The sequence below is a fragment of the Candidatus Thioglobus sp. genome (assembly GCA_028228555.1).
Classification (GTDB): Bacteria; Pseudomonadota; Gammaproteobacteria; order PS1; family Pseudothioglobaceae; genus Thioglobus_A.
Genome location: JAOJBP010000008.1, coordinates 51598 through 64052, shown reverse-complemented (window position 1 = coordinate 64052; position 12455 = coordinate 51598). Strand labels below are relative to the sequence as shown.

Sequence of the window (12455 nt, the reverse complement as noted above, 5' to 3'; positions counted from 1 at the left end):
AATATAAATGCTATTGATAAAGCTATTAGCTTTGCCAAAGGAATTAGCACTAGCAATACACCGGTGCAAATGCAGACTTTTCAATCAGTGCCCGAAATAGCTAAATATAGTGGTTTAAACCCATTGGGCAGCTTAAGCTCTAAAGAGAAAGTAGATTTTTTAAATCGTGTTGATATGCTGGCTAGAAAAGAGCCAAAAGTAAAACAAGTCAGTGCATCTATTTCTGGCGCTTATTCTGAAGTGCTAATTGCTTCAAGTGATGGTGTTTATCAAAAAGATTATCGCCCTATGGTTCGCGTTAGTGTGAGCGTAATTGTTGAGCACAACGGACGTATTGAATCAGCGTCAAGTGGTGGCGGTGGTCGTTATGATTATCGTTATTTTATTGATCATAACCTAGATGAAATTTATGTTGCTGAGGCAATCAGACAAGCACTAGTGGCACTAGAATCTAAGGGCGCTCCAGCTGGAAACATGCCTGTTATTTTGGGTCCAGGTTGGCCAGGTGTTTTGCTACATGAAGCCATTGGTCATGGTCTAGAAGGTGATTTTAATCGCAAAGGCTCTTCGGTTTTCACTGACAGAATTGGTGAGCAAGTTGCTAGTTCAAAATGTAGTATTGTTGATAATGGCACATTAGCTAACAGACGCGGCAGTTTAACGGTGGATGATGAAGGCGTACCAACCCAAAACACAACATTGATTGAAAACGGCATACTTAAAGGTTATTTGTTTGACAAAATGAATGCTAAGTTGAAGGGAGTTGAGTCAACTGGTAATGGTCGACGTGAATCATATGCCCATATGCCGATGCCACGAATGACCAACACTTACATGCTTAATGGCAATGATAATCTTGATGACATGATAGCTTCTGTTGATGATGGTATTTATGCCCTTAATTTTGATGGCGGCCAAGTTGATATTACGTCTGGTAAATTTGTATTTAGTGCCAATGAAGCGTACTTAATTAAAAATGGAAAAATCTCTCATCCTATTAAAGGTGCCACATTAATTGGCTCTGGCGATGAGGTGTTAAAAAAAATCTCTATGGTGGCAAGCGATTTAAAGCTGGATGGTGGCATTGGTGTTTGTGGAAAAGATGGACAATCTGTGCCAGTCGGCGTCGGGCAGCCAAGCCTTAAGATAGACGAATTAACCGTTGGCGGGACGCAGTTAAATTCATAAAATGCATACTTTCACATATCACATAATGAATAAATTAGATATAATGTTTAGATTGAATTTTTTACGTTGGAGCGCTGGGTGTTAGAAAACTATCTGCCTATTGTTGTATTTATCATGCTGGGACTTGGATTTGGTGCCGGACCGATGTTAATTGGTTATTTGCTAGGCCCCAGCAAGCCTGACGAAGAGAAAAACTCTCAGTTTGAGTGTGGATTCCCTGCTTTTGATGACTCACGTATGTACTTTAATGTACGTTATTATTTAGTCGCTATTTTGTTTATTTTGTTTGACTTGGAAGTGGCGTTTGTCTTCCCATGGGCTGTCGTGCAATCTCAACTTGGATGGTTTGGATTTATCGCAATTAGCATCTTTTTATTCTTGTTAGTAGTTGGCTTTATTTTTGAATGGAAGCACGGTGCGTTGGAGTGGGAGTAGACAATGGCTATTGAAGGTTTAATGAAAGAAGGGTTTGTAACAACCTCACTCGACAGTGTCATTAACTGGGCACGAACAGGTTCATTGTGGCCAATGACATTTGGCTTAGCTTGTTGTGCGGTAGAAATGATGGAAGCAGGCTCTTCACGTTATGACTTAGATCGTTTTGGTATTGTCTTTAGACCAACCCCTCGACAGTCAGATTTAATGATTGTTGCTGGCACACTGACCAATAAAATGGCACCTGCCTTACGCAAAGTTTACGACCAAATGCCAGAGCCTCGATGGGTTATCTCCATGGGCTCATGTGCAAATGGTGGTGGCTATTATCATTACTCTTATGCGGTAGTTCGTGGTTGTGATCGCATTGTCCCTGTTGATATTTATGTACCAGGTTGTCCGCCAACTGCAGAAGCATTATTGTACGGCATTATGCAATTACAAGATAAAATTCGTCGCACTAACACTATCGCTCGTACATAACCATGCAAAAATTAAAAGAACAATTAGAAGAAATTTTTGAAGGCGCTAATTTAGTTTCAACTTATGGTGAGCTTACATTAACTGTTGAGAGTGCCAATATTATTGACACTTGTCTAAAGCTACGCGATCAACTTGCATTTGATACTTTGATAGATCTATGTGGTGTTGATTACTTAACTTATGGCCAATCAGAATGGGCTCATAATTCAAGTAACTCAGGCTATTCTAGAGGTCGAAGTGCTCAAGGCGGAGAGGATAGACATCAGCAGCGTTTTGCGGTGGTTTATCATTTGCTTTCTGTTAGTAAAAATTATCGAATTAGAGTGAAAGCATTTGTTGATGAGGCTGAGCCAATTATTAAGTCAGTGACTGGTATTTGGGCATCTGCTGACTGGTATGAGCGTGAAGCGTTTGATCTAATGGGTATTTTGTTTGAAAATCATACTGATTTACGTCGAATTTTGACGGACTATGGTTTTGTTGGTCATCCATTGCGCAAAGATTTCCCACAGATTGGTGAGGTAGAAATGCGCTATGATGAAGAACTTGGTCGAGTTGTTTATGAAAAAGTAAGTATCGAGCCTAATATTAGTGTTCCTAAAGTAATCAGGAAGTAAACATGTCTGAAATGCGTAACTATACACTTAACTTCGGCCCTCAACATCCAGCAGCGCACGGTGTATTGCGCCTAATTCTAGAGATTGATGGTGAAGTTATTGAACGTGCTGATCCACATATTGGCCTGCTTCATCGCGGCACAGAAAAGCTAGTCGAGTCTAAGCCATACAATCAATCCATTGGTTACATGGATCGCCTAGATTATGTTTCTATGATGTGTAATGAGCATGCTTATGTAATGGCCATTGAAACTATGCTTGAGCTTGAAGTGCCAGAACGTGCTCAATATATTCGTGTTATGTTTGATGAAATTACACGAATTCTTAATCATCTAATGTGGCTAGGTACGCATGCATTGGATGTTGGCGCAATGAGTATTTTTCTATATGCTTTTCGTGAGCGTGAGAAGTTGATTGATTGTTATGAAGCAGTTTCAGGCTCACGTATGCATGCAACTTATTATCGCCCAGGTGGTGTATATCGTGATCTACCAGATCGCATGCCAAAATATTTAAAAACAGATTCTCGTAGTGACAAAGAGATAACAGCATTAAATGAAAATCGTCAAGGCTCATTGCTTGATTTTATTGATGATTTTGTAAAAGAATTTCCACGCCATATTAAGCAATATGACGATCTATTGACCGAAAATAGAATTTGGAAACAGCGTTTAGTGAATATTGGTATTGTTAGTGCTAAGCGCGCAAAGCAACTAGGTTTTACTGGTCCCATGTTAAGAGGATCTGGTGTAGCTTGGGATTTAAGAAAAAATCAACCTTATGCCGTATACGATAAATTAGAATTTGATATTCCAGTAGGCGTAACTGGTGATAGCTATGATCGTTATTTAGTACGAATGGAAGAATTGCGCCAATCTAATAAAATTATTGGTCAATGTGTCTCATGGCTAAAAGCAAACCCTGGTCCGGTGATGAGCGACGATAAAAAAGTTTCACCACCTAAGCGCACAAACATGAAAGATGATATGGAATCTTTGATTCATCACTTTAAATTGTTTACTGAAGGTTATTCATTGCCAGAGGGTGAAGTTTACAAAGCGATTGAGCACCCCAAAGGCGAATTTGGTATTTACCTAATCTCTGATGGTGCAAATAAACCTTATCGCGTTAAGATTAGAGCGCCTGGTTTTGCACATTTGGCTTCTATGGATGAAATGTCTAAAGGGCATATGCTATCGGATGTGGTAACTATTATTGGAACGCAGGATATTGTTTTTGGAGAAATTGATAGATAATGATAATCTCAGATAGCACGAAAAAACAAATAGATAGTTGGATTGAAAAATATCCACAAGGCAAGCAAAGCTCTGCTGTGATGGAAGCTTTAAAATTGGTCCAAGCAGAAAATAACAACCAACTAGCATCAGAAGCAATCCAAGCTGTGGCTGATTATTTAGATATGCCAGGTATTGCCGCTGCTGAAGTGGCTACATTTTATGAAAATTATAATCATAAGCCTGTAGGTAAACATATTATTCGATTTTGTCACAATATTTCGTGCATGTTGAATGGCGCTGATGATCTAATTACCCATCTTGAAGTTAAATTAGGCGTTAAAACCGGAGAAGTAACTAAAGATGGCTTAATTAGTGTGAAAAAAGTAGAGTGTTTAGGTGCTTGTGTAGGTGCGCCGATGTTCCAAATTGATGATCAGTACTATGAACACCTAACAGCTGAAAAAATCGATGATATTGTGGATGGTTTAAAATGAATGAAGTTTGTTTTAAAAATATAGATAAAGACCAGTGTTGGTCGCTAGAAACCTATGAAGCTAGTGGCGGTTACAGTACATGGCGCAAAATTCTTAAAGGTGAATATACACCTGATGAAATTATTAACGAATTAAAAACCTCAGGCTTAAGAGGTCGTGGTGGTGCAGGCTTTCCAACAGGGTTGAAATGGAGTTTCATGCCGCGCAATGCGCAAGGGCAAAAGTACGTCGTTTGTAACTCAGATGAAGGCGAGCCGGGCACTTGTAAAGATCGTGATATTTTGCGATTTAATCCACATTCAGTTATTGAAGGTATGGCTATTGGTGGTTTTGTAATGAATGCGACTATTGGTTATAACTATATCCGTGGTGAATTTATGGAGCCGTTTAACCGCTTTGAGGGCGCTCTTAAAGAAGCTTACGCAGCTGGTTTATTAGGTAAAAATATTAATGGTTCAGAAGTAAGTTTTGATCTGTATTCTCACCTGGGCGCAGGCGCCTATATTGTTGGTGAAGAGACAGCCTTATTAGAGTCACTTGAAGGTAAAAAAGGTCAGCCAAGATTTAAACCACCTTTCCCTGCAAATGTTGGTCTATATGGTAGACCAACTACCATCAATAACACTGAAAGCTTTGCTTCTGTCCCTGAAATTATGTATAGAGGTGGTCAATGGTTTGCTGATCTTGGTGTAGAAAATTCTGGTGGTACCAAGTTATTCTCTGTGACTGGACATGTTAATAATCCATCTAATTTTGAAGTACCTATGGGTATGCCATTTTCAGAACTATTAGAGCTCGCAGGCGGCATGCGAAATGGTGCAAAACTTAAAGCAGTTATTCCTGGAGGATCTTCTACGCCTGTTTTAACCGCAGAAGCTGCTATGGGCATGACTATGGATTATGACGGTATTGATAAAGCAGGTTCAATGCTTGGTGCAGGTTCTGTGATTATTATGGATGAGTCAACCTGCATGGTTAAAGCATTGACGCGTTTAGCGCACTTTTATTATGATGAATCTTGTGGGCAGTGTACGCCTTGTCGTGAAGGCACAGGCTGGCTATACCGAGTTCTAAAACGTATTATGGATGGCAAGGGTAAGGCTGAAGATATAGATTTACTCATGGGTGTGCAAGAAAAAATTATGGGCAATACGATTTGCGCTCTGGGTGATGCTGCAGCAATGCCAGTTGAAAGTTTCTTAAGAAATTTCCGTGAAGAGTTTGAATACTATATTGAACATGGAAAAAGCATGGTGGAGAAATAATGGCCAGTATTACTATTGAAATTGATGGCAATATCGTTAATGCGAAAGCAGGAGAACGATTAATTACTATTACTGATAGAGAAGGTATTAGCGTTCCAAGATTTTGTTACCATAAGAAATTATCAGTCTCAACCTCTTGTCGAATGTGCCTGGTAGACATAGAGGGCATTCCAAAGCCACAAACTGCCTGTTCAACCCCTGTTTCTGATGGCATGAAGATTCACACACAAAATGAAAAAGCCAAAGCTTCTCAAAAGGCAGTGATGGAATTTTTGTTAATTAACCACCCACTAGATTGCCCAATTTGTGATCAAGGTGGTGAGTGTGAATTACAAGATGTTGCAGTTGAATATGGCTCTGACGTTTCTCGTTTTAGTGAAGGTAAACGTGTTGTTGCGCCTAGCGATATTGGGCCGTTAATCCAAACAGATATGACTCGCTGTATTCACTGTACCCGTTGTGTTCGATTTGGTAGTGAGATTGCCGGTATTATGGAAATGGGCGGCACAGGACGAGGCGAGGATTTAAAAATTGAGCCATTTTTAGCAGAAGGCATTACTTCTGAATTATCTGGAAACATGATTGATGTTTGCCCAGTAGGCGCTTTAACCTCCAAACCATTTAGATACGAGCTAAGATCTTGGCAAATGGCTTCAGCGGATAGTGTTGCGCGCCATGATTTAGTCGGTTCAAACTTATATGCACAAACTTATAAAGGGCTAGTTAAGCGTGTTGTTTCAGGTGACAATGAATTAATCAATGAAACATGGATTTCAGATAGAGATCGTTTTTCATATGAGGGGCTTTCTCATAAAAATAGACTCTTATTGCCACAAATTAAAGTAGAAGGCCAATGGAAAGAAGTTGAATGGAATGTTGCACTAGATTTTGCTGTTAAAGGCTTAAATAAAGATGTATTAAACAGTCGTAAATCTGACAAATTAGGTGGTTTAGCTTCAAGTACAGCAACCACTGAAGAGCTTTATTTGATGCAAAAAATGCTTCGAGAAATAGGTTGTGAAAATATAGACTATCGTTTGAATGTTAATGATCTAGATCGTCCAATTCACCTAGATTCTAATATTAAGTTAAGTGATCTAGAGTGTGTTGATAATGTGTTGGTTATTGGTGCGAATTTGCGTTTAGAACAGCCAATGATTAACCACAGATTGCGCAAGGCTCAATTAGCTGGCGCCACTATTTCTGCTTTAAATGTGAAAGCATTTGATTACAACCATAAAACCAGTCATTCAACCGTTTCACCTAATGAAATGGCAACAACATTAGCGGGCGTATTGAAAGTTATCTTGGAGAAAAAGTCTTTAGAGATTCCAGTGTACTTAGCGAAGTTTAGCCCTAGTGAGTTGTCGATTAACCTAGCGGGTAAATTACTAGACTCTGAACGCTCAGTGATTGTAGTAGGTGAGCATGTTATTAACAATACCCAAGCTGCTAGCATTGCTCAATTAGTCACTGAGATCGCTAAACAAGTCAATGGTAAAACATTAAATGTGAGTAGTAGCGCCAATACTCTCGGTGCGCAATATGCCCATTTTTTACCAACGAATAAAGGTATGAATACCAATGAGATGCTAGCAGCCGATATGAGCGCCTTTTTGCTGCTAGATATATACCCTGAATACGATTTTCATCATTCAAACTCGGCTGTTGAAGCTTTGTCAAAAGAAGATGTATTTGTAGTGTCCTTAAATAGTTTTCAAAATGAGTTAGTAGCTCAATATTCTGATGTTTTATTACCAATGGCAGCGATGTATGAGACATCGGGTAGCCATGTTAATATCAACCATGATATGCAATCGTTTGCAGCAGCTGTTAAAGCGCCAGAAGAAGCTAAGCCGGCTTGGAAAATTTTAAAAGTATTTGCTGATTTATTAGAACTTCCAGGTTTTCACTATGAAAATGTTACCCAGGTATCAGAAGAGCTTAGACATCAAAAAATTTACGAGAATAAGTATGATGCAACAATAGATTTGGAAAAGAAATCATCGTCTATTGAAACAATTTGGACACACTCTGCTTATCATTCCGACGCATTGTTAAGACACGCTAAATCATTAAGCAGTAGTAAAATTGGACAAACCAATTCAGCCTCAATGAACAGTGCTACTGCAAAAGAATTATCACTAGAATGCGGCAATACTTATTTAGGGGTTCCAGTAGTTGTTAGCGATAGCGTTGCCGATCGATGTGTCTTTGTGAGTAGTAATCAAGCGACTGACATAAGGAGCGCCTCATGATGGAAATTTGGCAGTCTTTTGTTATGTTGGTGAACGAGTTATTGCCTTGGTTTAATGGGAATGTTGCCGCGATTGTCATTATTTTAATTAAGGCAATGGCTCTCATTATGCCACTGTTACTAGTTGTTGCTTACTTTACTTATGCAGAGCGTAAGGTTATTGGCTATATGCAGCTGAGAATTGGCCCAAATCGTGTCGGCCCTAAAGGCTGGTTGCAACCAATTGCGGATGCCTTAAAGCTAATGACTAAGGAAATTATTTTCCCAAGCAAAGCTAATATTTATTTATTTTTACTCGCTCCTATCTTGGCGATTGCACCGGCGATTGCTGTATGGGCGGTTGTTCCTTTTGATGAAGGTATTTACGTAACTAATTTAGATGTAAGTTTGCTGTACGTTTTAGCGATTGGTTCAATTGGCGTGTACGGTATTATCTTGGCTGGTTGGGCATCTAACTCAAAGTACCCTTTACTAGGCGCACTTCGAAGTGCATCGCTATTAGTGTCTTATGAAATCGTGATTGGCTTTGCCTTAGTAACGGTTGTTATGATTGCAGGCAGTGTTAATCTTAATACCATTGTGGCCGACCAACAGGGCGGCATTATAAATTGGTACTTTATTCCTTTATTTCCAATGATGATTATCTTTTTCATCTCAGCATTAGTTGAAACCAATCGAGCACCTTTTGACGTAGTCGAGGGTGAATCAGAAATCGTAGGTGGAACCCATGTTGAATATTCTGGCATGACATTTGCTGTATTTTTCCTAGCAGAATATGCCAATATGATTCTAATGGCAGTGCTGGCAGTAATTCTATTTTTTGGTGGCTGGCACTCTCCATTTGAAGGAATTGCTTATCTTGAAGATATCTTTACTTGGGTGCCAGGCATTATCTGGCTATTAGCAAAAACGACATTCTTTATGTTCCTGTATTTATGGGTGAGAGCAACTTTTCCACGCTTTAGATATGATCAGATTATGCGTCTGAGTTGGAAGGTATTTTTACCCATCACTATTTTTTGGATTTTTGTGGTCGCAATAATGACCCAATTACACATTGGTCCGTGGTTTTCATAAAAGGTTAAGAGATGATTAATAAACTGAAAAAAATAATAAAAAGCCTTAGCTTAAGTGAGTTACGTTCGGGCATGAAGATTACCGGAAAAGAGCTTTTTAATACCAAAACTACCGTGCAGTATCCGGAAGAAAAAACGCCAATTTCTCCAAGGTTTAGAGGATTACATGCATTGCGTCGCTACCCAAATGGAGAAGAGCGTTGTATTGCTTGCAAACTGTGTGAGGCAGTTTGCCCAGCTAACGCGATCACTATTGAATCTGAAATGCGTGACGATGGAACAAGACGCACCACCCAATATGACATTGATTTATTTAAGTGTATTTTTTGTGGCTTTTGTGAAGAAGCATGTCCAGTGGATGCAATTGTTGAAACGCAGATATTTGAATATGCATTTGAATCAAGAGACGGCAGTATTATGACTAAGGATCGATTGTTAAAAGTAGGCGATGACAATGAAGAAAGCATTAGCCAAGCAAGATCTGAAGATGCTAAATATCGATAAGGATAAACAAAAATGGGCTCCGAACAAATAATTTTCTATTTTTTATCATTTTGGTTGATAGCATCCTCGCTAGCCATGATATTTTCTCGTAATGCAGCAAAAGCAGTATTATTTTTAGTGCTGAGTTTTTTTTCAGTGGCAAGTGTTTGGATCTTGTTAGAGGCTGAATTTTTAGCCATTACTTTGATTCTTGTTTACGTGGGTGCTGTCATGGTACTGTTCTTGTTTGTTATTAAAATGCTTAATATTGACAAGTCGACACTGCGTGCTAAGTTTGCTGGTTATTTACCACTTGGTCTTATTGTCGCGTTAATTATTATTGCTGAAATGACGTTAGTATTAGGTAATGCCCAATTTGGATTAGACGTTATTCCAGCACCTGCAAGACATGGTGCAGATTATAGTAATATTACCGAGTTGGCTTTACAACTTTATACAACCTATGTATATCCATTTGAATTAGCTGCAGTATTATTGCTAATAGCTATTATTGCTGCCATCACTTTGGTACATAAAAAAGAAATCAACCGAAAGCAACAATCTATTTCTGAACAGGTTAATGTGAGAGCAAAAGATAGAGTGCGAATCGTATCAATCACCTCATCGTCTAAGGAGAATAAGTAATGGTCAGTTTGAGTGATTACTTAATTTTAAGTAGTGTTATTTTCTGTATTGGCTTAGTGGGTATTTTTGTTAACCGTACTAATATTATTACTTTGTTGATGTGTGTAGAGCTTATTTTGGCAGCAGTTAATACTAATTTTATTGCCTTTTCTCATTTTCTGGGTAATGAAGCGGGCCAGATATTTGTATTTTTCATCTTGACTGTTGCGGCTGCAGAAGTAGCCATTGGATTGGCCATCTTGACACTCTTATTTAGAGTGCGCGGATCGATCGATGTTGACGTCACTAACAGCTTGAAGGGGTAATGATGGAGCAAATATATTTAACAATTGCTTTGGCGCCTTTGGTAGGAGCGATCTTTGCCGGATTTTTTGGCTCGTTACTTGGAAGAATGGCAACCACTGTTATAACAATTTCAGGTGTGCTAATATCCACCATTCTATCTTTTTATGTTTTCAATCATCATGTGCTAGAAGGTGGTGAGGTTTTTAACCAAAACCTTTACACCTGGATGCAAATTGGCGATCTTAATGTTAGTGTTGGATTTTTAATCGACAACTTAACTGCCATTATGCTCGTAGTGGTGTCGTTTGTATCGCTTATGGTACATATTTATACGATTGGCTATATGCATGATGATGCCGGCTACACTAAGTTTTTTAGCTATATCTCGCTATTCACTTTCGCCATGTTTATGCTGGTGATGAGTAATAATTTCATGCAACTATTCTTTGGTTGGGAGGCAGTTGGTTTGGTCTCATACCTGTTAATTGGCTTCTGGCATCATAAAGAGAGCGCTGTTGAAGCAAACTTAAAAGCTTTTTTAGTTAATCGTGTGGGTGATTTTGGCTTTTTGCTAGGTATTGCTTTGGTGCTTATGTATTTTGGCTCGCTAGATTATGTCGAAGTATTTGCAAGCCTAGGAAATGTCACTGGCGTAACCATGCTTGACGGCACCAGCGTTATCACTGTTATTTGTATTTTGCTATTCATAGGTGCCATGGGTAAATCTGCCCAAGTTCCGCTTCACGTTTGGCTACCTGGTTCGATGGAAGGTCCAACACCAATCTCAGCATTAATTCATGCGGCTACCATGGTAACCGCCGGCATCTTTATGGTGTCTCGTATGTCACCCATGTTTGAGCTTAGTGAAACAGCCCTAATAGTGGTTATGGTAATCGGTGCGATTACTGCCTTATTTATGGGCTTATTAGGTATTGTACAAAACGATATTAAAAAAGTAGTGGCTTATTCAACACTCTCACAACTTGGATACATGACTGTAGCATTGGGTGTGAGCGCATACTCAGTGGCTATTTTTCACCTAATGACTCACGCTTTTTTTAAGGCGCTACTTTTCTTAGCAGCGGGCTCTGTAATTGTAGCACTACACCACAAACAAGATATTCGTAAGATGGGTGGTTTGCGTAAAAAAATGCCAATCACTTATTGGACTTCATTAATTGGTACATTGGCACTTATTGGCTTCCCAGGCTTTGCAGGTTTTTATTCAAAAGATATGATCATCGAAGCGGTACATTTCTCTCAATTACCATTTTCTGATTGGGTTTATGTCGCCGTTGTTATTGGTGTCTTTATTACGGCCTTCTATTCGCTCAGGATGTTCTTTTTGGTCTTTCATGGTGAGTCAAGAATGGATGAACATACGGCGTCACATGTCAAAGAATCACCTTTTAGTATTACTTTACCTCTAGTGGCTTTGGCGATACCATCTGCGGTGATTGGTTATCTTACTATTGACCCAATGCTGTTTAATGGCTGGCTAGATAATGCCATCACAGTGGCTGCAAATCATACTTCAATGGCAAGTCTTGAAGCTAATTTTCATGGCGCCAATAGGATGATTCCTCATGCGTTACAAACACTACCTTTCTGGATGATGGTTGGTGGTATTGCTAGTGCTTGGGTGTTGACACTTTATAGATCGCAATGGGCAGACTGGATTCAAAAGAAATTTCATCGCAGTAACTACGTCTTAGAGTCACTTTATGGTTTTGATCGTTTTAATGATATTGTCTTTGTAGGCGGTATTAAAAAACTCGGTAACTTCTTATGGAAGGTGTCAGATTCTGGCCTAATTGACAAAATACTCGTCAATGGCAGTGCAAGATTTGTTGGGTTTATCGCCTCGATAGTGCGCCCAATACAAACAGGCTATGTTTATCATTATGCATTTTTCATGATTGTTAGTTTATTAATTATTTTAACTTGGGTACTGTTTGCAGGTGATAACCCACTACTTGAGCTTTAACG

General features: G+C 39.1%; 13 protein-coding genes. All 13 read left to right on the top strand.

The window, feature by feature from the left end:
- A partial coding sequence (tldD, locus tag N9Y32_05345; GenBank protein ID MDB2590438.1) for a metalloprotease TldD occupies positions 1-1188 on the top strand: 1188 nt, incomplete at its 5' end.
- A gap of 78 nt (positions 1189-1266) precedes the next feature.
- Entirely contained in the window at positions 1267-1623 is a 357-nt protein-coding gene (ndhC, locus tag N9Y32_05340) for an NADH-quinone oxidoreductase subunit A (protein MDB2590437.1), read from the top strand.
- A 3-nt stretch (positions 1624-1626) separates the two neighbouring features.
- Positions 1627-2106: an NADH-quinone oxidoreductase subunit B gene (locus tag N9Y32_05335; protein MDB2590436.1), complete on the top strand. Its 480-nt coding sequence runs from the start codon at positions 1627-1629 to the stop codon at positions 2104-2106.
- A 2-nt stretch (positions 2107-2108) separates the two neighbouring features.
- A complete protein-coding gene (locus N9Y32_05330; GenBank protein ID MDB2590435.1) occupies positions 2109-2723 on the top strand; it encodes an NADH-quinone oxidoreductase subunit C in 615 nt (204 codons plus the stop codon).
- Positions 2724-2725: 2 nt separating this feature from the next.
- Positions 2726-3979 (top strand): NADH-quinone oxidoreductase subunit D, encoded by a 1254-nt coding sequence (locus N9Y32_05325; protein ID MDB2590434.1) that lies wholly within the window; start codon positions 2726-2728, stop codon positions 3977-3979.
- A 2-nt stretch (positions 3980-3981) separates the two neighbouring features.
- Positions 3982-4455, top strand: a complete 474-nt coding sequence (locus N9Y32_05320) for an NAD(P)H-dependent oxidoreductase subunit E (protein MDB2590433.1) — start codon at positions 3982-3984, stop codon at positions 4453-4455.
- Complete coding sequence (nuoF, locus tag N9Y32_05315) at positions 4452-5720, top strand: NADH-quinone oxidoreductase subunit NuoF (GenBank protein ID MDB2590432.1); 1269 nt, start codon at positions 4452-4454, stop codon at positions 5718-5720. Before N9Y32_05320 ends, nuoF begins: the two co-directional genes overlap by 4 nt.
- On the top strand, positions 5720-7978 hold the full coding sequence (gene nuoG, locus N9Y32_05310) for an NADH-quinone oxidoreductase subunit NuoG (GenBank protein MDB2590431.1): 2259 nt from the start codon (positions 5720-5722) through the stop codon (positions 7976-7978). Before nuoF ends, nuoG begins: the two co-directional genes overlap by 1 nt.
- Positions 7978-9054 carry an NADH-quinone oxidoreductase subunit NuoH gene (gene nuoH, locus N9Y32_05305; GenBank protein ID MDB2590430.1) on the top strand — a complete coding sequence of 359 codons (1077 nt, stop codon included), beginning with the start codon at positions 7978-7980 and terminating at the stop codon, positions 9052-9054. Before nuoG ends, nuoH begins: the two co-directional genes overlap by 1 nt.
- A gap of 11 nt (positions 9055-9065) precedes the next feature.
- A complete protein-coding gene (nuoI, locus tag N9Y32_05300) occupies positions 9066-9557 on the top strand; it encodes an NADH-quinone oxidoreductase subunit NuoI (GenBank protein MDB2590429.1) in 492 nt (163 codons plus the stop codon).
- 12 nt (positions 9558-9569) lie between these two features.
- Positions 9570-10181, top strand: coding sequence for an NADH-quinone oxidoreductase subunit J (locus tag N9Y32_05295; protein MDB2590428.1), 612 nt, complete (start codon positions 9570-9572; stop codon positions 10179-10181).
- Positions 10181-10486 carry an NADH-quinone oxidoreductase subunit NuoK gene (gene nuoK / locus N9Y32_05290; protein MDB2590427.1) on the top strand — a complete coding sequence of 102 codons (306 nt, stop codon included), beginning with the start codon at positions 10181-10183 and terminating at the stop codon, positions 10484-10486. The genes N9Y32_05295 and nuoK overlap by 1 nt, the downstream gene beginning before the upstream one ends.
- A 2-nt stretch (positions 10487-10488) precedes the next feature.
- Positions 10489-12453: an NADH-quinone oxidoreductase subunit L gene (nuoL, locus tag N9Y32_05285; protein ID MDB2590426.1), complete on the top strand. Its 1965-nt coding sequence runs from the start codon at positions 10489-10491 to the stop codon at positions 12451-12453.
- The last annotated feature ends 2 nt before the right edge of the window (positions 12454-12455 follow it).

Coding starts and splice junctions, on each gene's coding strand:
- N9Y32_05335 (MDB2590436.1), top strand. CDS start 1,627: ATGGCTATTGAAGGTTTAATGAAAGAAGGGTTTGTAACAACCTCACTC.
- N9Y32_05330 (MDB2590435.1), top strand. CDS start 2,109: ATGCAAAAATTAAAAGAACAATTAGAAGAAATTTTTGAAGGCGCTAAT.
- N9Y32_05325 (MDB2590434.1), top strand. CDS start 2,726: ATGTCTGAAATGCGTAACTATACACTTAACTTCGGCCCTCAACATCCA.
- nuoF (MDB2590432.1), top strand. CDS start 4,452: ATGAATGAAGTTTGTTTTAAAAATATAGATAAAGACCAGTGTTGGTCG.
- nuoG (MDB2590431.1), top strand. CDS start 5,720: ATGGCCAGTATTACTATTGAAATTGATGGCAATATCGTTAATGCGAAA.
- nuoH (MDB2590430.1), top strand. CDS start 7,978: ATGGAAATTTGGCAGTCTTTTGTTATGTTGGTGAACGAGTTATTGCCT.
- nuoI (MDB2590429.1), top strand. CDS start 9,066: ATGATTAATAAACTGAAAAAAATAATAAAAAGCCTTAGCTTAAGTGAG.
- N9Y32_05295 (MDB2590428.1), top strand. CDS start 9,570: ATGGGCTCCGAACAAATAATTTTCTATTTTTTATCATTTTGGTTGATA.
- nuoK (MDB2590427.1), top strand. CDS start 10,181: ATGGTCAGTTTGAGTGATTACTTAATTTTAAGTAGTGTTATTTTCTGT.
- nuoL (MDB2590426.1), top strand. CDS start 10,489: ATGGAGCAAATATATTTAACAATTGCTTTGGCGCCTTTGGTAGGAGCG.